General features: G+C 68.6%; 19 protein-coding genes. 9 read left to right on the top strand and 10 right to left on the bottom strand.

Features of this window, described 5'->3' with window-relative positions:
* Positions 1-266 precede the first annotated feature (266 nt).
* The 3 genes from E7Y32_RS04490 to E7Y32_RS04480 are packed head-to-tail and all read right to left on the bottom strand — an operon-like array spanning position 267 to position 7,028.
* Positions 267-3,413: an efflux RND transporter permease subunit gene (locus tag E7Y32_RS04490; RefSeq protein WP_146336067.1), complete on the bottom strand. Its 3,147-nt coding sequence runs from the start codon at positions 3,411-3,413 to the stop codon at positions 267-269.
* Position 3,414: 1 nt separating this feature from the next.
* Positions 3,415-3,870, bottom strand: a complete 456-nt coding sequence (locus E7Y32_RS04485; protein ID WP_146336066.1) for a hypothetical protein — start codon at positions 3,868-3,870, stop codon at positions 3,415-3,417.
* Entirely contained in the window at positions 3,867-7,028 is a 3,162-nt protein-coding gene (locus E7Y32_RS04480) for an efflux RND transporter permease subunit (RefSeq protein ID WP_261382536.1), read from the bottom strand. The genes E7Y32_RS04485 and E7Y32_RS04480 overlap by 4 nt, the downstream gene beginning before the upstream one ends.
* Before the next feature lie 257 nt (positions 7,029-7,285).
* Here E7Y32_RS04480 and E7Y32_RS04475 point away from each other — a divergent pair, with 257 nt between their 5' ends.
* From E7Y32_RS04475 to E7Y32_RS04465, 3 genes are all read left to right on the top strand, one after another.
* The gene (locus tag E7Y32_RS04475; protein ID WP_146336065.1) at positions 7,286-7,789 is read left to right on the top strand and encodes a MarR family winged helix-turn-helix transcriptional regulator; all 504 of its coding nucleotides are present in this window, start codon (positions 7,286-7,288) and stop codon (positions 7,787-7,789) included.
* A gap of 109 nt (positions 7,790-7,898) precedes the next feature.
* Complete coding sequence (locus tag E7Y32_RS04470; RefSeq protein ID WP_146336064.1) at positions 7,899-8,201, top strand: hypothetical protein; 303 nt, start codon at positions 7,899-7,901, stop codon at positions 8,199-8,201.
* A complete protein-coding gene (locus E7Y32_RS04465; RefSeq protein WP_261382535.1) occupies positions 8,198-9,112 on the top strand; it encodes a serine/threonine-protein kinase in 915 nt (304 codons plus the stop codon). Before E7Y32_RS04470 ends, E7Y32_RS04465 begins: the two co-directional genes overlap by 4 nt.
* A gap of 115 nt (positions 9,113-9,227) precedes the next feature.
* Here the strand turns inward: E7Y32_RS04465 and E7Y32_RS04460 are convergent, their stop codons facing one another.
* Positions 9,228-12,332 (bottom strand): alpha-amylase family glycosyl hydrolase, encoded by a 3,105-nt coding sequence (locus E7Y32_RS04460; protein WP_395940438.1) that lies wholly within the window; start codon positions 12,330-12,332, stop codon positions 9,228-9,230.
* A 197-nt stretch (positions 12,333-12,529) separates the two neighbouring features.
* Between E7Y32_RS04460 and E7Y32_RS04455 the strand changes: the two genes are divergently transcribed.
* On the top strand, positions 12,530-13,354 hold the full coding sequence (locus E7Y32_RS04455; protein WP_146336063.1) for a putative protein N(5)-glutamine methyltransferase: 825 nt from the start codon (positions 12,530-12,532) through the stop codon (positions 13,352-13,354).
* A gap of 21 nt (positions 13,355-13,375) precedes the next feature.
* Here E7Y32_RS04455 and E7Y32_RS04450 read toward each other — a convergent pair whose 3' ends face one another.
* The 5 genes from E7Y32_RS04450 to E7Y32_RS04430 form a co-directional block, all read right to left on the bottom strand.
* The gene (locus tag E7Y32_RS04450; protein ID WP_146336062.1) at positions 13,376-13,753 is read right to left on the bottom strand and encodes a hypothetical protein; all 378 of its coding nucleotides are present in this window, start codon (positions 13,751-13,753) and stop codon (positions 13,376-13,378) included.
* Between the two features lie 110 nt (positions 13,754-13,863).
* Positions 13,864-14,127, bottom strand: a complete 264-nt coding sequence (locus E7Y32_RS04445; protein WP_146336061.1) for a GlsB/YeaQ/YmgE family stress response membrane protein — start codon at positions 14,125-14,127, stop codon at positions 13,864-13,866.
* Positions 14,128-14,331: 204 nt separating this feature from the next.
* Positions 14,332-15,303 (bottom strand): aldo/keto reductase, encoded by a 972-nt coding sequence (locus E7Y32_RS04440; RefSeq protein WP_146336060.1) that lies wholly within the window; start codon positions 15,301-15,303, stop codon positions 14,332-14,334.
* Positions 15,304-15,322: 19 nt separating this feature from the next.
* Positions 15,323-15,532, bottom strand: a complete 210-nt coding sequence (locus E7Y32_RS04435; RefSeq protein WP_011690139.1) for a dodecin — start codon at positions 15,530-15,532, stop codon at positions 15,323-15,325.
* Positions 15,533-15,627: 95 nt separating this feature from the next.
* Positions 15,628-16,479, bottom strand: coding sequence for an SGNH/GDSL hydrolase family protein (locus tag E7Y32_RS04430; protein WP_395940437.1), 852 nt, complete (start codon positions 16,477-16,479; stop codon positions 15,628-15,630).
* 162 nt (positions 16,480-16,641) lie between these two features.
* On the opposite strand from E7Y32_RS04430, the gene E7Y32_RS04425 reads away from it, so the two are divergent.
* Positions 16,642-16,899: a metal-sensitive transcriptional regulator gene (locus E7Y32_RS04425; protein ID WP_056736480.1), complete on the top strand. Its 258-nt coding sequence runs from the start codon at positions 16,642-16,644 to the stop codon at positions 16,897-16,899.
* Between the two features lie 41 nt (positions 16,900-16,940).
* Here E7Y32_RS04425 and E7Y32_RS04420 read toward each other — a convergent pair whose 3' ends face one another.
* Entirely contained in the window at positions 16,941-17,651 is a 711-nt protein-coding gene (locus E7Y32_RS04420; protein ID WP_146336058.1) for a FadR/GntR family transcriptional regulator, read from the bottom strand.
* A 145-nt stretch (positions 17,652-17,796) separates the two neighbouring features.
* Here E7Y32_RS04420 and E7Y32_RS04415 point away from each other — a divergent pair, with 145 nt between their 5' ends.
* The 4 genes from E7Y32_RS04415 (at position 17,797) to E7Y32_RS04400 (ending at position 22,718) form a co-directional block, all read left to right on the top strand.
* Entirely contained in the window at positions 17,797-19,335 is a 1,539-nt protein-coding gene (locus E7Y32_RS04415; protein WP_146336057.1) for a four-carbon acid sugar kinase family protein, read from the top strand.
* 30 nt (positions 19,336-19,365) lie between these two features.
* On the top strand, positions 19,366-20,259 hold the full coding sequence (locus tag E7Y32_RS04410; RefSeq protein ID WP_146336056.1) for an NAD(P)-dependent oxidoreductase: 894 nt from the start codon (positions 19,366-19,368) through the stop codon (positions 20,257-20,259).
* A 114-nt stretch (positions 20,260-20,373) separates the two neighbouring features.
* Complete coding sequence (locus E7Y32_RS04405) at positions 20,374-21,840, top strand: GntP family transporter (protein WP_146336055.1); 1,467 nt, start codon at positions 20,374-20,376, stop codon at positions 21,838-21,840.
* Entirely contained in the window at positions 21,840-22,718 is an 879-nt protein-coding gene (locus tag E7Y32_RS04400; RefSeq protein ID WP_146336054.1) for a class II fructose-bisphosphate aldolase, read from the top strand. Before E7Y32_RS04405 ends, E7Y32_RS04400 begins: the two co-directional genes overlap by 1 nt.
* Positions 22,719-22,741: the final 23 nt, after the last annotated feature.

Raw genomic sequence — 22,741 nt, 5'->3', positions numbered from 1 at the left:
ATGAAATCCGGAGAGGGCAAGATTTGGGGAGATTCCGGGCAGTCGTCTATGGGCTCTAGGGTCGCGGATTTTCGGTCTTTCTCGAGCTGCTGAGTCGGCGCGGGAGCGGGGCAGGTATTAGCGAACTGTAACCGTGGGTCGTGGGTTCGAGCCCCACAGGGCCCACTCTTTTAGCGAAGAGTGGAAAAACCCCCGGCTTCCTGGTGGCGGGAAGCCGGGGTTTTTGTGCGTCGCGGGATTGCGATGACCGCCAGGAGGGCCGGGTGTCAGCCGGCAACCTCGGGCGTGGCGGCCAGGCGCTCTTTCTTCGATCTGGCGAAGCGCAGATAGAGCGACGGCACAATGAACAGGTTGAGCAGCGTTGAGGTGACCAGGCCGCCGAGGATGACGACGGCCATGGGGTGCTCGATTTCGTGGCCCGGGACGGCGCCCATGACCACCAGGGGCACCAGGGCCAGCCCGGTGGCGAGCGTGGTCATGAGGATCGGCGAGAGCCGTTCCCCGGCCCCGCGCAGCACAAGGGCACGGCCAAAGGCCTGGCCCTCGTGCTTCTCCAGGTGCTGGCAGTGGTTGATGAGCAGGATGCCGTTGCGCGCCGCGATCCCCATGACTGTCAGGAACCCGACCACCGAGCCCAGGGACAGGACCCCGCCTGAGATGTAGGCGGCCATCATGCCGCCCACCAGGGCGATCGGCAGCGTCAGCAGCGAAAGAATTGCCAGCCGCCAGCTGCGGAACGAGGTCTGCAGGAGCAGCAGGATCAGGGCGAGGGCTGCCACGGCAAAGATCATGAGGCGGTTCGTCGCGGCCTCGCGCTCGGTGAACTCACCCAGCAGCTGTACGCTGTAGCCGGCCGGCAGTTCCAGGGCAGCCAGCCGGTCCTGCAATTGGCCCACCACCACTCCCATATCTGCGCCCTTGTCCAGGAATGATCCCACTTCCACCCGGCGGGACCCGTTGGTGCGGTCGATCTGGTTCGGCGTCGCCTGCAGTTTGACGGCGGCGACGTCGGCCAGCCGGACCCGCTGCCCGTTGGGGGTGTCGATCGGCAGATCCTCGATGCTCGTGACGCTGGAGCGGGTCGCGGGGGTGCTCCAGACCTGCACGTCGTAGGCCCGCCCGTCCCGGAAGACGTCGCCGACCTCTTCGCCGGCCACCAGCGTCGCCGCCGCCCGCCGCACGTCCCCGGGCTTCAGCCCGTACTTTTGCGCGGCGGCCAGGTCCACCGTGACCGTAATCTGCGGCACTTCGACCTCGAGGGACACGTGGGCGTCATCGGTGCCCGGAATGTCATCCAGGATCTTCTTGACCCGCTGGGCCTGTTCCCGCAGCACGGTCAGGTCGTCACCGAACACGCGGACCAGGATGGGCTCGCTGGCCCCGGTCAGGACCTCCTCGATCCGCTCCTTCAGGTAGGTCTGGACGTCGCGGTGAAGTCCAGGGTAGCCGTCCACCACTTCCTGGACGGCGGCCAGCGTCTCGTCATAGTTCGCGTGGCGGTCGATGCTGATCCAATGCTCGCCGGCGTTGACCCCCACTATTTCGTCGGCAGCGAACGCCTGCCCGATATGCGTCCCGCAGTTCAGCACGCCCGGGACCTTGAGGAACTCTGCGCAGCCGCGCTGCGAGATCCGGTACTCCTCTTCCGCCGAGGTTCCCGGCTGCGAGATCCAGTGCATCAGGAAGTCCCGTTCCTTGAACGTCGGAAACAGCGAGGACCCCATCAGCGGGGTGATCGCCAGGCCCACGACGGCGAGGGCGGCGAAGCCCGCGTAGCCAAACCGGGGACGGTTCATGATCCGGGAGAGCAGTGCGTGGTAGCCGCGCTTGAGCACCCGCACCAGCGGCGGGTCGCGTTTCTCGAGTTTTGCGTTGCCCAGCAGGATCAGGGCCAAAGCCGGTGTCACGGTCAGGGCCACCAGCATGGAGGCCAGCACCGCGAGGGTGTAAGTGATGGCCAGCGGCTTGAAGAAGACGCCGGTGAGTCCGTCCAGGAAGAAGATCGGCACGGCTGCGACCACAATGATCAGGGTCGCGTAGACGATCGGACTCCGCATCTCGAGGGAGGCCTTCAAGACCACGGAGGCCGTCGAGTCACCGCTTGCCGGGCCCTCAGAACCCGCGGCGCGGTGCTGCCGCAGCCGTCTCATGATGTTTTCGACGTCGATGATCGCGTCGTCCACCACCACGCCGACGGCGATCACCAGGCCGGCCAGGACCATGGTGTTGATGGAACTGGCCGTGAAATAGAGGACCAGGGCCGCGGTGAGCAGCGAGAGCGGAATGGCGACCAGGCTGATCAGCGCGGTGCGCCATTGGAAGAGGAAGGCGCCGAGGATCAGGACGACGAGCAGGCAGCCCAGCAGCAGGGCGGTGCTCAGGTTGGAGATGGACTCCTCGACAAAGCTCGCCGGGCGGAAGATGGTGGTGTCGAAGCTGATCCCGCTCAGCCCTGGCTGGAGCTCTTTCAGGGCTTCCTCCACGCCCTTGGTCACATCCAGGGTGTTGCCCCACGGCAGTTTCTCGACGATCAGCATCAGCCCGTGCCCGTTGTTGATGACGGCGTCACCAATCAGCGGCTGGTGGTCCTCCACCACCTGGGCGACGTCGCCGAGGTGCAGCGCCACCCCGTCTTTCTCCCGGATGGTGACCTGGGCCAGGTCGGCCGGCGTCTGGATGGGCTGGACGTGCCGGACCCCCATCCTTTGGGTCGGGCTGTCGATGAAGCCGCCCGTGCCGATGAACCGTCCGGGGGAGTACTTCAGCAGCCCGGCGTCGAGGGCGCCCGCGGTGACCTCCATGACCTGGTTCAGCGACACGTTCTGGGCCTTGAGCTTGTCCGGTTCCACCTGGACCTGCAGCATCTGCAGGCGTTCGCCCCAGATGGCCACATTGGCCACGCCCGGGACGCGGAGCAGCCGCGCCCGGATGGTCCAGTAGGACAGCATGGACATCTCGATCAGGGACCGGTCCGCCGAGGTCATCCCGATCTTCATGACCCGGCTGGTGGCGGACAACGGTTGCAACATCACCGGCGGGGCCGCCCAGGTGGGCAAGGCCGCCGTCACGGACGCCATCCGCTCCGAGACCAACTGGCGCGCGTTGAGCAGTTCCGTACCCTGGTGGAAGATCAGCACGATCGAGGAGAGCTGCGGCACGGACTTGGACCGCACCTCGTCCAGGCCCGGCATGCCGCCCACCGCCGCCTCAATCGGGACGCTGACCAGCTGCTCGACTTCCTCCGCGGTCAGCCCCAGGCACGCGGTCTGGATTTCCACCCGGGGCGGCGCGAATTCAGGGAAGACGTCCACGGATGCTGAGCCCAGCTGCAGTGAGCCCAGCAGCATCACCGCGCAGGCGATGGCCACCACGATGGTCCTGAACCGCAGGCTGATGCCGATGAGCCAGCGCATGTCAGTGCGCCGTATCGAATTCGGCGCCGTACAGCTCCTCGGCCCCGGTGGTGACCACCACGGTGCCGGCCGCAGGTCCCTGGCTCAGCAGCGCGACGGCGCCGTTGATCCGCTCGACGGTGATCGCCTGGCGCACGTAGACGCGGGGCTCGGGATTGGTGTAGACCCAGGTCTTGCCGGTGCTGTCGTACAGGATGGCCCAGTAGGAGACGCTCAGCTTCTGCGTCTGCGGATCCACGGCCGTCACATCCGTCTTGAGGCCGACCCGCTCGACGGCGCGCTCAGTCAGCGTGATGCGGTGCAGGTCCGTGCCCGGAACCTCCGCGAGGACGGCAGGGTCGCCGTTGGGCGGTGCGGGCTCCTCGATCTTGGCGCAGCCTGCGGCACCCAGCGCGAGGGCGGCGGCAATGACCAGGGCGGCGGCCTTTCGGCCCAGGAGCGAAGCAGTGGGGCTCATGGCACATCTTGTCGTCCGGGCCGGTCCAGCGGGACCTTGCTGGTCCGGGGGCTCAGCGCTTCCACCGGCTGGAACCGAAGCAGCACAGCGGGCATCACGAACAGCACAAAGAGGGAAGTCGTCAGCAGCCCGCCCCAGATGATCACGGCGAGTGGCAGGATAATCTCCGTCCCGACGACGCCGCCGATCAGGACCAGCGGCAGCAGGATCACCGCGGTCATCAAGGCCGTCATGAGGGTGGGTCCCATCCGTTCCCGCGCGCCCCGGAGCACCAGCTCGGGCCACGGGGCGGTGCTGTCCGTTGCCCGGAGGCTCCGGACCGCTTCCAGCAGCAGGAGGGCGCCGCGGGCGGCGATCCCCAGCACGGCCGCGAAGGCCACGAGCGAGATCAGCGAGTTCACCGAGCCTGAGGCCTGGGCGGCCAGTACCCCGCCGGTCAGGGACAGGATCAGGCCCAGGAAGATCATGCCGGCGAGTTTCCAGCCGCCGGCGGCCGTCTGCAGCAGCACCAGCACACCGGCCGCCGCGATCGCCGCGAGGATCCACAGCCACTGGTAGTTGCCCTGCAGCTGTGCGTACCCGCTCAGGACCTCGGCGTGGTAGGCCAGCGGGAACTGCATCTGCTGCAGGCTGCTGTTGATGTCCCGCTGCACGTCGGCCACGGAACGGCCCTGGATCTCGGCCTTCACGTCGATCCGCCGTGAGGTGTCATCGTGCAGGATCGCGGCTTCGTTTCCCACCATCGTTACCTGGGCCACGTCGCCCAGGCGGACATGGCCGCCGTTGGGGGTGTCGATGATCAGATTGCGGACGCTGTCGAGGCTGTTCCGCGTGGACGGCGCACCCTTCACGATCACCGAGAAGACCTTCTGCTGCTCGTAGAGGTTTCCAACTTCGATGCCCTGCAGCAGCGCCGCTGCCGCGCGGCGAACGTCACCGGGAATGATGCTGGCCTTCTGCGCAGCAGCGAGGTCCACCTTGACCTCCGCGATCGGCTGCTCCACGGGGGCGTCGATGCGGGGATTCACGACGCCGGCGGTGTGTTCCAGGATCTGCTGCATCTCCGCAGCCTTCTGCCGGAGGACCGCCGTGTCGAGGCCGTAGACACGCACCCCGAAGCCGCTGTTCCCGGCCTCGCGGATCTGGTCGATGCGCTCCTGCGGATAGGTCGATACCTTGCTGCTCAGGCCGGGGTACCCGGCGACGACCTGCCCGATGGCGGCCGCAGTGTCGCCGTAGGGCGCGTCCGGATCCACGGTGACCCAGAGCTCGCCCGAGCTGACGTCCCCGACCTGGTCCGAGGTGACCGCACGGCCCACATGTCCGCCCACGTTGGCGACCCCCGGGAGGGCGCGCAGTTCGACGGCGGCGGCTTCGGTGATCCGGCTCATTTCCTGGTCCGAGGTGCCGGCCGCCGCGCTCCAGTGCACCACGAGCGTCCGGTCGGCCAGCACGGGCACCACGGGACGGGACCCGGCCAGCTGCGGGGTCAGGGCAAGTCCTGCCAGCGCCACCACGGCGGAGGCCGCGAAGACCCACCGGGCCTTTGCGGCCACCCGGGACACGAGCCTGCCGTAGCCGTCTTCAAACCGCGCCAGGGCGGCGTGTTCGCGGCGCAGGGCGGGACCTGCCGGGAGGTAGTACGCCAGCGCCGTCGTGACCGTGAGCGCCACGATGGTGGCGATCACGAGGGCCAACAGATAGTTCAGGACGAGCGGGCCGAACAGCGCCCCGTTCTCGCCCGCCACGAAGAATGCCGGCATGACGCCCAGCGCCATGATCAGCAGCGCGTAGAGCAGCGGCGTCCGGACCGACCGCATGGCCTCCGGAATCAGGGCCACCCTCCGCTCCTTGTCCTGCCCGTTGCCCCGCGGGTCTTGGAGCCTCGGGCCGGCGAGGCCGTTGAGGTCCTCGGCCACGTCTCCGACGATGACGGCCAGCGCTAGGACCAACCCGGCCAGGACCATCGTGTTCATGCCTGCGCCGCGCACGTACAGCAGCAGCGCGGCGGCGGACAGCGCGACCGGTATGGTGACCAAGCTGATGACGGCGGCGCGCCACGAGCGGAAGAACGCACCGAACATAGCCACGATCAGCACCAGCGTGATCAGCAGCGCGATGCCCAGGCTGCCGATTTCCTCCTGGACGAAGTCCGCCTGCCGGTAGACAGTGGTGTCGATCTTGACGCCCGGCAAGCCGGGCTGGAGCGCTTTGAGGGCGTCATCAACGCCCTTCGTAACAGCTGCCGTGTTGGTCTCCGGGAACTTCTCGATGACCAGCAGCAGCTCGGCATCCTTGCCCAGGAGGGCATCGCCAATCAGGGGCTGGTGATCCGTTGCGACCGTGGCAACGTCCTTGAGCGTGAGGCTGCCGTTGGTTCCCTCAATGGGAATCTGGCCCAGGTCCTGGGGGGACGCGATGGGCAGGACGTGCTGGACGCCGATCCGCTGGTGCCCCGTTTCGAAGAAGCCGCCCGTGCCCGGGGTGGAGGCCTCGAGGTAGCTCAGAGGCGAGACCCAGACGGAGTTGCCGGTGGTCTTGATGACCTCGTCCAGCGTCACGCCTTTGGCTGCCAGCTGTGCCGGGTCCACCAGGACCTGCAGCTGCTGGTCGCGCTGGCCCCAGATGGCAACGTTTGCAACTCCGGGCACTGCGAGCAGCCCGGGTTTCATGGTCCAGCGGGCGAGTACCGACATGTCGATGGCCGACATGTCGGTGGAGGTCAGCCGGATCATCATGACCCGGCTGGTCGAGGAAAGGGGCTGCATGAGGACGGGCGCCGCCGACACGTTCGGCAGGGCGCGCGCCTGGGTCAGCCGCTCCGAAACCAGCTGGCGCGCGCGGAACAAGTCTGTGCCCGGCTTGAAAACCATCTGGATCGAGGAAAGGCCGGGCACCGATTTGGAGCGGATTGCCTCCACCCAGGCCACGCCGTTGAGCAGGTCGGCCTCCATTGGCGAGGTGACGAGCTGTTCGACTTCCGCCGCCGACAAACCCAGGGCCTCGGTCTGGATTTCGACCTGCGGCGGCGCAAATTCGGGGAAGGTGTCCACGGCCATGCCGGGCAGCGTCGTTAGGCCAAAAGCGAGGATTCCCGCGGCCACGGCCAGCACCAGCAGCCGGAACTGGAGGACCAGGCGCAACACCGCTGTCATCATGGCCGGCACCTTCTGGCCGGATTGCTGCGGCGGGTTGCTGCGGGATTGACGCCCCGTACGCGTCCCTTGAATGAACTTAGAAACGGTTGCCTGTCCACGGCGCGGCTCCTAGTGCCACAGCGCCCCAGCGTCGTCTAGGGGAAATAATGGCCCTGACGCCAATGCGCGTCAATGGCCTCAGGCAACTTTCCACTTGATGGAGGCAGGGCCCTATCATTCCAAGGCCATCTAGTAATTAGCCAAGCTAGGATTGAGGAATGAACTCCGACAGCGACTCGCACTCAGGGTACTGGTACGGCCCGGACGACCGGCTTGATCCCCCGGCGGCCGTGCTGCATGCGCTGCGGAGCTACCGCGCCGCCGAGGTGGCAACCCGTCGTTCCACCCGGGACTCTATGGGCATGGGCGAGACGGACCTGCTGGCACTGCGTTACCTGTTGCGTGCCCAGGCGACGGGGGAGCGGGTCGGCCCAAAGGACCTCAGCCGCACCCTGGGAATCACGACGGCGTCCACCACGTCGCTGATTGACCGGCTCGTCCAAAGCGGCCACGTCCGCCGCGAACCGCACCCCACGGACCGGCGCTCCCTCGTGATCGTCCCGACGGCGGCCACCGATTCGGAGGTCCGCACCACCCTCGGAGAAATGCACCGCCGGATGCTGGCCGTGGCCGAAGAGCTGAGTGCAGAGGAAAGCCGCATCATCGTCGGGTTCCTGCGCCGCATGACCGAAGCCCTCGACGGGCAGCCCGGACACCACTGAACCCTCCCCGCGCCGGCCGGCAAAGTATCACGGCATACCAACTAGCTAGTTCGACTAGTGATATGTATGCTTACTACTTGTGTCAGATAATCGTGTGCGTGGAGGAGTCGTGACTGAGTTGTTGACGATCACCGGGACCCCGGGAGCCGGTACGGCCCCCTTTGCTGCGCCCCTGTCAGCCGCAGAGCCGGGCGCCGTCGCGCCCTCGTTGCCACTGAACACGGCCAGCCCGGCGCCCAGCCATTGCGGTACGCCGATGGAATGGACGGCGCCGGTGCTGGACGCCATGTCCGTCTACTCGTTCGACGCCGGCAGCGGCTCCGCCGACCTTCCGCCGGTGTGGCGCTGCTCCTGCGGGTTCCAGCTTGACGGCATCGTCCATACCTCCAACGCTTTGCTCGCGCTCTCGTGACTGCGGCGCCTGCGACCGTGGCGGACCTTCCCGCCGTCGTGCCCGCCGCGGCCGGCCTCGACGCCAAGATCCTGCCCCTTCCGGACGCCCCCGAGGGGCGCTTCCTGGTCCATGAACTCCTGGGCCGTGGGGCGACCGCCACCGTCTTCCGTGGCACGGACCTGTCCAACGACCGGCCGGTGGCCATCAAGGTGGCCGAGGGTCCGGCCGAGAAGGATGCCAGCCGGATCCATGCCGAGGCGCGGATCCTCGCCTCGCTGGACCACCCGGGCGTCGTCCGGTTTATTGCCGCCGGAACCGTTCCCGGCGGTGAGCAGTGGGCCGGCCGGCCGTTCCTGGTCGAGGAATTCGCTTTTGGCGGCAGCCTGGCGGAGCGGATCCGCGGCGGCGCCTGCGCTCCGGAAGGGGTGGCCGGCTGGGCCGCCGCCGCGTTGTCCGGACTCGGGCACGTGCACGGGCGCGGACTCGTCCACCGCGACATCAAACCCGCCAATATCCTGCTCAGTGCGCTCCGGAGGTGTTCGGTACGAATCGCCGACTTCGGGATCGCCACTGCCGCCGGGACGGCCCCGGAGCCCGGCGACTCGTCGGGCACCGTGCATTACATGAGCCCGGAGCAGGCGGCGGGACAGCCGGTCCACGCTGCCGCGGACATCTACGCGCTGGGGCTGGTGCTGCTCGAATGCCTCACCGGCGTCAAGGCCTACCCCGGCACCCCGGTCGAGTCGCTGGTGGCCCGCACCCTGCGGGCACCGGAGATCCCGGCCAGCCTCGGCACTGGGTGGACGTCCCTGCTGACCGCCATGACGGCGATGGATCCCGCGGCCCGTCCCTCGGCCGCCGCGGCCCAGAAACTGGCAACCCGGCTCGCATCCGCCCGGGCCGTCCCGCACCTCCGCCTCGTCAGCTGAGCGCCGGCGGGCCAGCCAAAGGTCCCCGGGCCCTGGTCTCCGGCGCAGCGAAAGGCCGGCATGCACCCCGGGGCGCATGCCGGCCTTCGCTTACGCCCTTGCCCGGGCCGGTGCGTTAGCCGGCGCTGATCCGGTGGGTGACGTGGTCGTACCGGACCGTGACCGGCCCTCCGCCGTGCGCCAGGCTGATGTTGCCGCCGCCCGGTTCCCCGCCCGCACCGTAGTTCTCGGTCCAGGACCGGTTGAGGGCGGCCTTGTAGGAGTAGGTGCCGGCCGGCAGGTCAGGGATGGTCAGCTTCCAGACGAGATCCGCCGGGTCCAGGGCGAGCTGGGCCTGCGGGCAGTCCGGCATCCAGTCGACCGGGCAGCCGAGCTCGGAGTCGAGGTCCCCGGCCACCGCAACCGCCGCCGGCTGCTGGGAGGCGTAGACGGCGCTGATCAGGTGGGTGCTGTGGTCGTAGCGGAAGGTGACGGCGCCGCCGGGGTGGTTCAGCACGATGTTGCCGCCGTTGGCCCCGCCGCCCGCGCCGTAGTTCTCGTCCCAGGAGCCGTTGATCGCGGCCTTGAACTCGTAGCTGCCGGCGGGCAGATCGGGAACGGTTAGCCGCCAGATCTTGTCCGCCGGGTCCAGCTTCAGGAAGGCCGCGGGGCAGGCCGGCTGCCAGTCCCCGGGGCAGCCCAGTTCCGAGTCGAGGCTCCCGGCCACGGTGACCGAGGCGGGCTGCGGAAGGTCCCCGGCCACCACGGTGCGGATGCCGCTGATGATCTCGCCGGCGCCCGGCACGGTCATCAGGGCGCGGTAGCGCAGCTGCGTGCCGTCCGGCACCTGCAACTTGGCCAGGTCGTCCACCGCGGTGTAGGCGGGGGAGGAGCTGTCCTCGCCGAACTTCGACCAGGGACCGCCGCTGATGCTGCGTTCAAACCGGACCACGTAGTCGGCCTTGTCGGGGCTGGCGACGGCGCCCACCTCCACCTTGCCGCGGACGCTGCTGCCTTCCTTGGGGTTGACGATGCTGAGCGCCGGGGCCGGGACGGTGCCGGCGCGGGGCCGGCTCACGGCGGTGTGCGCGCCGTTGTCCAGCACGATTGCGCGGTACTCGACCGCCGAGCCGGCGGGCAGGGCGGAGACGTCGTGGAAGACCTGGTACGGTGCCGTGTCATCGGTGCCGATGGAGGCCCACTCGCCCCCGGCCGTGCGGGCCTGGAAGGTGACCTCGTAGAAGGAGCTGCCGTCGACGTCGGCCGCCACGCGGACGCGGCTGTTGTCCGCGGCCGCCGCTGCCGGTTCCTGCAGGACGACGGCGGGCGCCGCCTTGGAGTGCGGGATCCGGCCTGAGGACGCGTAGACAACCGCGGACAGCGGCGGAACCGTCACCGTCAGCTTCCCGTCCGCCGCGGTCTTGACCTCGGCGCTCGCGTCGCCGTAGATCCGGGTGAAGGTGCGCTTGCCCACGTAGGTGGGGACCGCGGCTGTCTGGGCCTTGGTGCTGTTGTTGACCGAGACCACGTATTCGCGCTGGTCCTTCGCGTCGGTGCGGGAGAAGGCGTAGATGCCCGGGCCGTCGGAGGCGTAGCGGTTCTGGTGGGCGCCGTTGCGCAGGGCCGGGTGCTCGGAGGTCAGCGCAGCGAGCTTGCTGATCTCCTGGTACAGCGGGTGGGAGGGGTTGAAGTTGTCTGACGCGTGGGTGGCGTCGGTGCCCAGCAGGTCATCGTCGAGGTAGTCCGGGACCTTGCTGGCAAACATGGTCTGCCGGGCGTCCTGGTCCCCGCCGGGGCCGGTAAAGCCCTGTTCGTCCCCGTAGTAGACCACCGGGTTGCCGCGCGAGAAGTACATCAGCTCGTGCGCGAGCCGGTCCCGGGCGACGCGTTCGGCGTCGTCCGCGTTCGGGTTGTCCGCGGTGATGAAGCTGCCGATCCTGCCCATGTCGTGGTTGCCGAGGAAGGTGGGCAGCTCGTAGACGTTCGAATCGGCGTCGGTGTACCAGTCGTCGCCGTCGAAGAAGGTCGCCAGCTCCTTGGCGCCCTGGCCGCGGGAGGCGAAGTTGCGGGCGGCGTCCTGGAACGGGAAGTCCAGCACGGCCTGCATCTTGTTGCGGGTGGTGAACTGCGAGGTGAAGCTCTTGGAGGTGTCAAAGACCTCGCCGAACATAAAGAACTCTCCCTTGCCGTGCGCCTTGGCGTAGTCGAGCACGCGGGGCCCAAACTGCTGCCAGAACTCGTCGTTGACGTGCTTCATGGTGTCGATCCGGAAGCCGTCCACGCCGAAGTCGCCGATCCATTTTTCGTAGATGCCGGCCATGCCGTCCGCCACGGCGGGGTTTTCGGTGAACAGGTCGTCCAGGCCGAAGAAGTCGCCGTAGGAGGAGTTTTCGCCCTCAAAGGTCGTGTCGCCGCGGTTGTGGTAGAGCGTGGGGTCGTTGAGCCAGGCCGGGACCTTGAGGTTCTCGTCGCCGGGCGCGAGCTTCGGCGTGTACGGGAAGGAGGTGGCAGCATCCAGTTTCGGGAAGCTGCCGGTACCGGCGTAGTGCCGGTCATCGAACGGTTCGCCGGCGGCGGTGCGGTAGGGCGAGGCGTCCTTGGACTTGTAGGCCGTCCGGTCGCCTTCCTGGTAGCTGATCACGTCGGCGGTGTGGTTGGTGATGATGTCGAAGTACACCTTCATGCCGCGGGCGTGCGCCTCGTCGATGAGGGTCTTCAGCTCCGCGTTGGTGCCCAGGTGCGGGTCGATCTGGGTGAAGTCGGTGACCCAGTAGCCGTGGTAACCGGCGGACTGGTCCTTCGGCTGGACCGCCTTGTTCTTGAAGCTCGGGGTCAGCCAGATCGACGTGGTGCCCAGGCCCTGGATGTAGTCGATCTTCTCCCGCAGGCCCTTGAGGTCCCCGCCGTTGTAGAACCCCTTCTTCGTCGGATCGAAGCCGGAGACCATGGGGTCGGCGCCGAGGCCGCCGTCGTCGTTCGCCGTGCTGCCGTTGCTGAACCGGTCCGCCATCACAAAGTAGAACCGCTCGTCCGTGACCGGCCCGCGCAGGGCATGCGACCCCGGCGGAGTGCCCGGATCGCCGCCCCCGGGGGCGGCGTGGGCGGGAACGACGGCGACGGCGGCGACGGCCAGCGCCGCCGCCAGGGCCGTGAGCGTGCGGGCGGCGGGGCGGGGCTGGGGGAGCCCCAGGCCGCGCCTGAAACGGGGCGGCCGGGGCAGGCTGGAGCTGCGGGTGGACACGATGGAAACCTTCCGGGTGAGCGACGTTGCCTCGACGAAGGGTGGATGCGGGAGACCGGCACCTGAGAGCCAAGTCACAACTGTAAGCGCTTGCACATAGATTTTCCAGCAAGTTCACAGGGGTGTCTGGGTGCCCTTGGATAGCATGGGGCTTCTAGGACCTGCTGCCGGGACGGTCGGCGGAAAGGGTGTGATCCGTGCAGGCTGTTCCCGCGCAGCGGACCGAGGTGGCCGGCCGGCTCCGCGCCGCCGGCTGTGTGTTCGCCGAGGATGAGGCTGCCCTGCTTCTGGAGGCCGCGGCCACCGCCGCGGACCTGGAGGTGCTTCTCAGGCGCCGGGTCTCCGGTTTGCCGTTGGAACACGTATTGGGATGGGCGGAGTTTTGTGGTCTCCGCATCGCGGTGGACCCCGCGGTGTTTGTGCCGCGCCGCCGCACCGGCTATCTCGTCCGGCTGGCCGCGAGGCTCCTGCAGGCGCGCCCCGCGGGCGGGACCCCTGTTGTGGTGGATCTCTGCTGCGGCACCGGCGCCGTGGGGGCAGCGCTGGCCGCCGCGGCCGGGCCGCTGGAACTGCACGCCGCCGACGTCGACCCTGCCGCCGCGGCCTGTGCGCGGCGCAACCTGCAGCCGCTGGGGGCCGAGGTCCACGAGGGCGATCTCTACGATGCGCTGCCGGAGCGGCTGCGCGGCCGCGTGGATGTCCTGGCCGTCAATGCGCCCTATGTTCCCTCGGCGATGATCGGGACCATGCCGCCGGAAGCGCGGCTGCATGAACCACTGGTCTCCCTGGACGGGGGCCCGGACGGGCTGGAGTTGCAGCGGCGGGTGGCCGCCGCGGCGCCGGAATGGCTGGCGCCGGGCGGCCACCTGCTGATCGAGACGAGCCGGCGCCAGGCGCCCCGGACCGTCGGGATCTTCGCCGTGAGCGGGCTCTCCGGCCGTGTGTTCAGTTCGCGGAGACTGGATGCCACCGTGGTGCTGGGCGGGGTTGCTCCCGGCGCGGCGGCCGCCGCCACTCGGTGAGTGTTCCCGCTCCCGGGTCCGTCAGTGCTTCGCCGCGTCCACGTTGGTGGCCGGGCCGGCCGGTGTGGCGCCGCCTTCGTCGGACCAGTCCTGCCCGGTCGTGTCGTTCAGCGCCGGATCGGAGGAGACATCGGCGGGAACGTCCGCGGAGTCGTCCCGGCGGACGGCGGAACTGATCACGGTGCCCGCGCGGCGTGCGGCCTCAGTCAGCTGGCTGGACACCTCGGGGGCCTTTTCCTTGACCGCTTCGGTCGCGGCGGCCACCTTGTCCTGCACGGGCTTGCTCTCCCAGAGGCTTGCCGCCCTGGCCTTGAGTTTTTCGTAGGCCGCCCGCCCCGAGCGGGATCCGAGGACGTAGCCTGCTGCGAGTCCGGTGCCGAAAAGAAGTTTGGCTTTCATGCTGTACTCCTGCTCTTGGTGCTCTGGAAGTCGAATTCGAATACTGGCCCGGTGCCAAAAAACCGGCCCCGGGAAATAAATCCCGGGACCGGTTTTCCGGTCGCTCCGTTTTAGCGGTGCGAGCGCTTGGTGATCATGCCGTAGACCAGCAGTACGATGATCGCACCACCGATCGCCAGCAGCCACGTCGTCAGCGAGAAGAATTCCTGCAGTCCGGTGCCGAAAAGTGCGCTACCGATGAGGCCGCCCAGCAGGGCACCCACGACGCCGAGGATGAGCGTGATAACCCATCCACCGCCCTGGTGGCCCGGCAGGATAGCCTTAGCGATTGCGCCGGCAATAAGACCCAGAATCAGAAATGCGAAAAAACCCATTTTTATCGGCCCTTCTCTTTCGTTGAGGAGACACCCGGGTTGCCGGGTGCGCTTCATCCTTCTGCCTAAATACTAATCATGCTTACTATCAAAATGCCACCCGGCGCGCCGAAAAGTTTCGTAAATCCCTGAGTTCACGGGGAAATTTGGCCCATCCGCTCGCCGGAACTGCGCCGGGATACGGCCCGGAAAGGCCGCCAGTCCCTACCAGGCGTAGTCCTCCGGGGCGGTCCGGCGGCCGGGGAAGATCGTGTCCAGGCGCGTGAGGGCCTCGGCGTCGAGCTTCACCTGGAGCGCGCCCAGGGCGGCGCTCAACTGTTCCTGGGTGCGCGGGCCGACGATGGGCGCCGTCACGGCGGGCTGGTGCAGCAGCCAGGCCAGGGCCAGCTGCCCGGGTTCCTGGCCGAGTTCGTCCGCGAAGTCCTCGTAGCGGCGGATCTGGTTCCGGTGCTTTTTGAGGGCCTCGAGGGCGCGGCCCTGGGTCCGGCGGACGCCGGCGTCTTCCTTCTTGAGCACCCCGCCCAGCAACCCGCCATGCAGCGGAGACCACGGCAGGATGCCCAGGCCGTAGTGTTGCGCTGCCGGGATCACCTCGAGTTCGACGTCGCGGGTCAGCAGGTTGTAGATGGATTGTTCGCTGACCAGGCCGTAGGAATGCCGGCGGGCCGCGGACTCCTGCGCCCGGGCCAGGTGCCAGCCAGCAAAGTTGCTGCTGCCTGCATACAGGATTTTGCCCTGCTGCACCGCCACCTCCACTGCCTGCCAGATCTCCTCCCAGGGCGTGTTCCGGTCCACGTGGTGGAACTGGTAGAGGTCGATGTGGTCGGTCTTCAGGCGTTGCAGGCTCGCGTCGAGGGCGCGGCGGATGTGCAGGGCGGAGAGCCTGGACTCGTTGGGGCGGTCCTCCATGGTGCCGAACACCTTGGTGGCGAGCACCGTCCGCTCCCGGCGCTCGCCGCCCTTGGCGAACCAGCGGCCCAGGATCTCCTCGGTCCAGCCCCGGTGCTTGGAGCCTCCATAGACATTGGCCGTGTCAAAGAAGTTGATGCCGGCGTCCAGGGCGGCATCCATGATCGCCTGCGCGGCCGTTTCCTCGGTCTGCGGCCCGAAATTCATGGTGCCCAGGCAGAGGCGGGAGACCTTCAGGCCGGAGCGGCCCAGCTGGCGGTACTGCATGGGCGGTCCTTCCCGGACGTTAACGCTCCAGCCGGAACCCGAGTTTGATCGTCACCTGCCAGTCGGCCACCTGGCCGTTCTCGAGGTGCCCGCGGATCTCCTTGACCTCGAACCAGTCCAGGTTCCGGAGCGTCTTCGCGGCCTCGGCGATGCCGTTGCGCACGGCGGCGTCCACGCCTTCATTCGAGGTCCCGACAATTTCAGAAATGCTGTAAGTGTGATTAGACAACTTCGCTCCTCATGATCGCCATCGGTCTGCAGTCTCCGGCTGGGGCCGTCCCTGCAGATTAGCCGACAGATCCCGGCCGGACTAGGGGCGGGGGTCTAGGGGTGGGCCGCGGTGTCCGGCCAGCCGAAGACCGGGCCCGGCTCGGGACGCTTCGGGGCGGGAGGCAAGTTGCCGGCGCGCGGGCGGACGCGCTGCATCATCCAGGGCAGCAGGTAGTGCGTGGCCCAGGCCAGGTCGCCGGCCCGGGTCTCCCGCCAGTTGCCGGCCGGCAGCGGCTTGGGCTGCAGCGGTTCCAGGCCGTGCGGGACGTGCAGCGTGTCCAGCACCATGGAGGCGATCGTGTGGTGGCCGAGCGGGGAGAAGTGCAGGCGGTCCGGATCCCACATCCGGGGGTCGCTCAACTGCCGCAGCGTCCACAGGTCGGCAATGACGCCGTGGTGGCGGGCGGCGATGGTCCGGATGTTCTCGTTGAAGACGGCGACTTTGCCCCGGATGTGGCTGAAGACCGGCGTATCCCCCCAGTCGGGCCCGGTGAACAGCACCACCGTCGCCCCCGTGGCGGAGAGCGCCGCCACGGCCTCGTCCAGGCTGGCCGCCAGCCGGTCCGGGTCGCGCCGGTGGAAGACCAGGTCGTTGCCGCCGGCGGAGAGGGTGACGAGGTCCGGTTTCAGGGCAATCGCCGGGGCGAGCTGCTGGTCCACGATCTGCTGCAGCACGAGGCCGCTGATGGCCAGGTTGGCGTAGGCGAAATCCTGGCGTACGGCGCTGAATTCCTCGGCGATCCGGTCCGCCCAGCCCCTCATGCCGCCGGGGTTCAGGGGCTCCGGATCGCCCAGGCCGGCGGTGAAGGAGTCTCCCAGGGCGACGTAGCGTGTCCAGGGCCCGGAGCCGGTGATGTGTGCACCTTTTCGGGCCTCTGCCGGATTGCTGAAGCTGGCCGCGTTCACAATGCCAGCAATACGCCGGAATGTGCGGCTCCGCTAGGTACTTATGTCCCTAGCGCCCCCTGATTTTCGCGTCGACCCGCCCTTCCTATACCACCCGGGGTATGTGAAATACCAAGGGGGGTATACCATGGAGAGGAATCCAATTACTCCGGGAGGCCACCCATGGAACTCGATCCCAGCGACATGAAGTCCGTCATCAACCGTCTTCGCCGTGCCCAGGGCCAGCTCGCCGCGGTCACGCGCATGATCGAAGAGGGGCGGGACTGCAAGAGCGTCGTGACGCAGCTTGCCGCCGTCTCCAGCGCCCTGGACAAGGCCGGCTTCTCCATCATCGCCACCGGCCTGCAGCAGTGCATGCAGCAGGAGGATCCGAGCCTGGACCGGGCCGAGCTCGAGAAGCTCTTCCTCTCGCTCGCCTGAATTGTCCGCCTGAGCCCCGGCCGGGCGCCCCGGCCGGCGTGTCAGGCCCGGGGTTCCGCCAGGACGTAGGTCTTGAGGTCATCGAGGGTCTGCTGCATGTGGGCGTCCATGGCCTCCCGCGCGCGCTGCGGATCGCGTGTGGACAGCGCCTCCACGATGCTGCGGTGATGGCCGATCGCATGCGCCTGGATGTCGCGCACCTCGGAGGTCTGCGTCCGCCGCTTTTCCAGTACCCGGTGCAGCGGTGCGAACAGCACGGCCACAAATACATTCTCCGATGCGCGCAGGATGAGGTCGTGAAAAGCCAGGTCGGCCGCGACAAACGCCGCGACGTCGTGCTTCTCATGCGCCTCGCGCATCGCTTCCACCTGCCCGCTAAGGGTCTTAAGGTCGGCCTCGCCAATCCGTCCCGCGGCCAGCTCGCAGGCGCCGGTTTCCAGCATCCGGCGCAGTTCGATCAACTGGACGGCGGCCGCGGCGTCGTTCTCGCCCTCTGAGGCCGCCCGGAGCACTGCCTCCAGTGAGGCCCAGCGGTTCAGCGGGTTCACAAATGTTCCCCGGCCGCGCTCCACGCTCAGGATCTGCTGGGCTTCCAGGGTCTTCATCGCCTCGCGGACCGTCATGCGGCTCACGTCGTGGCGGGCGCTGAGTTCCAGCTCGCCGGGGACCGATGCCCCGGGCGGAAATTCGCCGGCAATGATGCGGTCCAGCAGCTCGTCTGCCACCACGCCGACCAACGATTTCCTAGCCAATTTTCCCCATCCGCCGCCACCGAGTTACCTGACTGACCAGTCTACTTGCGCGTTTTTGTGCCGTATGCCAGACTAGCATTCAAATGTTAGATGTCAGACATCTTACAAATCACCAACGCAGCAGAATTCCCACAATGGAGTGCAAGTGACCTTTGAAGCAGAGCCTTATGAAGCCGACGTGCTGGCCGCCTTCCCGGCCGAGGTCCAGATTCCCGCCCGGACCGTCGCCGACGCCCTGGCCGCCGCGGCCGGAGCGTCACCGCGCATCCTGGTGGTGCTCGACGACGACCCCACCGGAACGCAGTCCGTCGCGGACCTGCCGGTTCTGACCCGCTGGGAGGTCGAGGACCTCAGCTGGGCGTTCGGCCACCGGATCGACGGCCGCCGCCCCGACGCGGTCTACGTGCTGACCAACACGCGCAGCCTGGACCCCGCGGAGGCGGCCGCCCGCAACGAGGAAGTGGTCCGCAACGCCCTTGCCGCAGCCGCCCTCGTGAGCGACGGCGCCGCTTCCCCCGACGCCGCTTCCACACTTCGCCTGGGGTTCGTCAGCCGCAGCGACTCCACCCTCCGCGGCCACTTTCCGCTGGAGCCGGACACCATCGCGGCCACCGTCGCCGACGCCGGCGGCGGGCCGACCGACGGCGTCGTGATCGTCCCCGCCTTCCCCGACGCGGGGCGCGTGACAATCGGCGGCGTGCACTACATGCGCGGCACCGGCACCAGTGCCGGCCGGCTCACCCCCGTGGCGGAGACGGAATTCGCCAGGGACGCGAGCTTCGGTTTCGCGAACTCAGAGCTGGCCAAATACGTCGAAGAGAAGTCCAAGGGCCGGTTCCCCGCGGAGTCGGTGATCGTGCTGGACCTGGACGTCATCCGCGCCGCCGGCCCGGACGGCGATCCCCAGGTTTCGGCCAAGGCCATCGCCGACGCCATCGACGCCGCCACGGACTCCACCCCGATCGTGGCCGACATTGTCACCGAAAACGACCTGCGTGCACTCGCCCTGGGCCTGGAGGAAGCCGAACGCCGCGGCAAGAAACTGCTCTACCGGGTTGGCCCGCCCTTCGTCCGCGGCCGCATCGGCCAGGAGATCCGTGCCGAACTCAGCGGCGAGGAAGCCCACGCGGGCAACACCCCCTCGGACGCCGGCGGCCTTATTGTGGTCGGCTCGCACGTCGGCGTCACCACCCGCCAGCTCAAGGCCCTGGTCGAGCAGCACCGCGCCGCCCGCATCGTGGAAATCGACGTCGAAAAACTCCTCGACGGCGACGCCGAGGGCTATCTGGACAACATTGTCCGGACCGTGGTGGAGGCCTTGCACAGCGCCGACGTCATCCTGCACACCAGCCGGCTGCTCATCAAAACGGATGACGCCGCGGAGAGCCTGCGGATTGCCCGCACCGTGTCGGCCGCCGTCGTCGCCGTGGTGAACCGGACGCTGAAGACGTTCCCGCCGCGTTTTGTCATCGCCAAGGGCGGCATCACCTCCTCGGACGTGGCCGCCCACGGCCTGGAAATCCGCCACGCGATCGTCCGCGGCCCCATGCTGCCGGGCATCGTCAGCCTGTGGGAGCCGGTGGACGGTCCCGCCAAGGGCATCCCGTATGTGGTCTTCGCCGGCAACGTCGGCGACGACGAATCCCTGGCCCAGGTCACCCGCAAACTCAGCAACACCTTCTAGTCCCAGCCCCAGCTTTCAACGGAGAAAACCATGAACTACCAAGTCACCGTCCTCGGCCTCGGCGCCATGGGGCTGCCCATGGCCGCCCGCCTCGCCACCGACCTGACCGTCCACGGCTTCGACATCGCCGAGCCCCGCCTCCGGCTCGCAGAAGACGCCGGGGTCCGCACCTTCGCCTCCGCCCGGGCAGCGGCGGAGGGCGCGGATGCACTTCTCCTGGCCGTCCGCAACGGCGAGCAGCTGGACGATGTCCTCTTCGGCGAAAACGGCGTCGCCGCCGTGCTGAAGCCGGGCGCCGTCGTCATCCTCGGCAGCACCGTCGGCACCGACGCCATTCCGGCCACCGTCGCCCGGCTCGCCGAGTACGGCGTCTGCCTCGTTGACGCCCCGCTCTCCGGCGGGCCAAAGCGCGCCGGCGAAGGCGACCTGCTGATCGTCGTCGGCGCCGAACCGCAGGCACTGGAATCGGCCCGCCCGGTCCTGGAACTGCTCGCCTCGACCCTGACCGTCGTGGGGGACAAGCCCGGCGACGGACAGGCCCTCAAGACCGTCAACCAGCTGCTCTGCGGGATCCACATCGCCGCCGCGGCCGAGGCGATGGCCCTCGCGGACGCCCTCGGCCTGGACCAGGCCAAGACGCTCGCGGCCCTGGAAGCCGGCGCCGCCGGCTCCTTTATGCTCTCCAACCGCGGCCCCCGCATCCTCGAGGCCTACACGGAAAGCGGCGCGGAGGTCCTCAGCCGCCTGGACATCTTCGTCAAGGACATGGGCATCGTCGGCAAGGCCACCCGGGCGGCGGGACTCGCCGCACCCGTGGCCGCCGCCGCCGAACAGCTCTACCTGCTGGGTCAGGCCCAGGGGCTCGCCGCCGCCGACGACTCCGCGGTCATCAAGGTCCTCGCCCCCACCAAGCGCAACGCCTAAACCACCGCACAGCCCGGATCCCTCCGGAACCCCCTACCGACGACGGCGGCGCCGTCCGCCGTCGTCGTCCAAATCACCCTCACTGGCTAAAGTGACGTCAAAGGAGACCCCCGCATGAACCCCCTGCTCAATTCCCTGATGGTGCGCGCGGCCGACGCGCCCGTCATCAAGCCGGCCGTGGAGCTGGGAACCCCGCTGCTGCTGACCATCGCGGTGGCCGGCGTTGCGCTGCTGCTGCTGATGATCATCCGCTTCAAGATCCAGGCCTTCGTGGCCCTGCTGACCGTCAGCATCCTGGTGGCCGTGGCCGCGCAGATCCCGCTCAAGGACGTCTTCACCGTGGTGGCCAACGGGGTCGGAAGCACCATGGGCAAGGTGGCCCTGCTGATCGCCCTCGGCGCGATCCTGGGACGGATGATCGAGGTCTCCGGCGGCGTGCAGTCCCTCGCGGACCACTTCACCGCCAAACTCGGCGCCCGCCGGGTGGCCGTGGCCCTCACCGCCGTCGGCTTCCTCGTCGCGATCCCGGTCTTCTTCGAAGTCGGCATCATCGTCCTGGTGCCGATCGTCTACGCCTTCGCCAAGATCGCCAACGTCCACCCGGTGAAGTTCGGCCTGCCCATGGCCGGCATCATGCTGGCCATCCACGTGGCCGTGCCCCCGCACCCGGGCATCGTGGCCGGCGCCGGCGTGCTCGGGGCCGACATCGGACTGATCGCCCTGATCTCGCTCGCGATCTGCGTCCCGCTCGGCTTCCTGTCCTACTTTGTGGCCTCCATCATGAACCGCAAGGACTACGAACTGCTGCCCTCCGTCAAGGCACAGGTGGACGAGTTCGGCTCCGCCTCCCTGGTCCGGGTCGGCCACGACGGGCCCGGCAGCAAGGCCCTGGCCGCGCCCCGCCCCGCCCTCATCATCACCCTCATCGCCACCCCGATCGTGCTCATCCTGCTCGGCACCGTGGGCACCCTCGTGATCGACAAGAACAGCTTCTGGTACGGCGTCGCGTCCTTCGTTGGCACCCCCGTCTTCGCCCTCCTGGTGGCCGTTGCGCTTTGCTTCTTCCTCCTGGCTGTCCGCCGCCAGTGGTCGCTGACGGAGACCGGCGAAATCTTTGAAGGGGCCCTGCCCCCGATCGCCTCCATCCTGCTGGTGGTCGCGGCCGGCGGCGTCTTTGGCGGGGTCCTGCAGGTCAGCGGCATCGGCAAGGCCCTCTCCGAATCCCTCGACACCCTCGGCGTCCCGCTGCTGCTGCTGGGCTTCATCATCTCCCTGGCCCTCCGCGCCGCCCAGGGCTCGGCCACGGTCGCGATTGTCACCACGGCGGGCCTGCTGTCCTCCGCCGTGGCCGGCGGCGGCTACACCCCGGCCCAGATTGCCGTGATCGTCATCGCCATCGGCTTCGGCTCCCTGGGCCTCTCCCACGTGACCGACGCCGGCTTCTGGGTGGTCGTCCGGTACTACGGCCTCAGCGTCGCCGACGGCCTCAAGACCTGGACCGTGCTCACCACCGTGCTGGGTCTGGCCGGCTTCGCGCTGACGTTCGTGGCCTGGATCCTGGTGGGAGGCCTGAGCGTCTGATGCGAGCCCGTCTCGACTCCCTCGTCGGCGCCGCCCTGCAGCAGGGATCAGCCGTCCCGGCCTTCACCTGCTACGACTTCACGACGGCGCTCGCCGTCGTGGCGGCGGCAGAGGACGCCGGCCGCGGCGCCATCCTGCTGGTCTCGCCAAGCACCGCGGCCACGTCCGGCGGCCTGCGGCTGATCGCCGCGCTGCGCGGCCTGGCCGACGACGCCGGCGTCCCGGTGGCCGTCCAGCTCGACCATGCCTCAGACCTCGCGGTGATTGCCGGCGCCGCGGCCGCCGGGGCCGACTCGGTCCTGGTGGACGGGTCCTCGCTCGATTACGAGGACAACATCGCCCTGGTCCGCGCCGCGCGCGCCGTCCTGGACGGCGCCGGCTTCGCCGGGGAGATCGTGATCGAGGCCGAGCTCGGCGGACTCGCCGGCGACGAGGACCGCGCTTTCGGAGCCGACGCCGCAGGCAGCGCCCCGGCCGCCGGGACGGCCGGGCTCACCGACTCCGCGCAGGTGGGGGACTTTGTGTCCCGCACCGGTGCCCAGCTGCTGGCCGTAGCCGTGGGCAACGTCCACGGCCGGTACCAGGGCGAGCCGGAGCTGCGCTGGGACGTGCTGCAGGACATCGCCGTGCGGACCCGCATTCCGCTGGTGCTGCACGGCGCCTCGGGCATTCCGGCCGCCGAGCTCGTCAAGGCCGCCAGCATGAACGTGGGCAAGGTCAACTTCAACACGGAGCTGCGCACGGGCGTCCTGAGGACCCTCGAAACCCGCACCGCCACCCACCGCCGGGACGGCGAGAACCTTCAGGGACTGCTGACCGAGTGGGGCGCCGCGGCGGGGACCTTTGTGGCCACGGCATTGGCCACGCTCTCGCGCTGACCGGCCGGCGGGTCTGGCCGCCG

It is taken from the genome of Arthrobacter sp. UKPF54-2, assembly GCF_007858535.1.
GTDB lineage: Bacteria > Actinomycetota > Actinomycetes > Actinomycetales > Micrococcaceae > Arthrobacter.
This window is presented reverse-complemented; position numbering and strand designations above follow the sequence as displayed.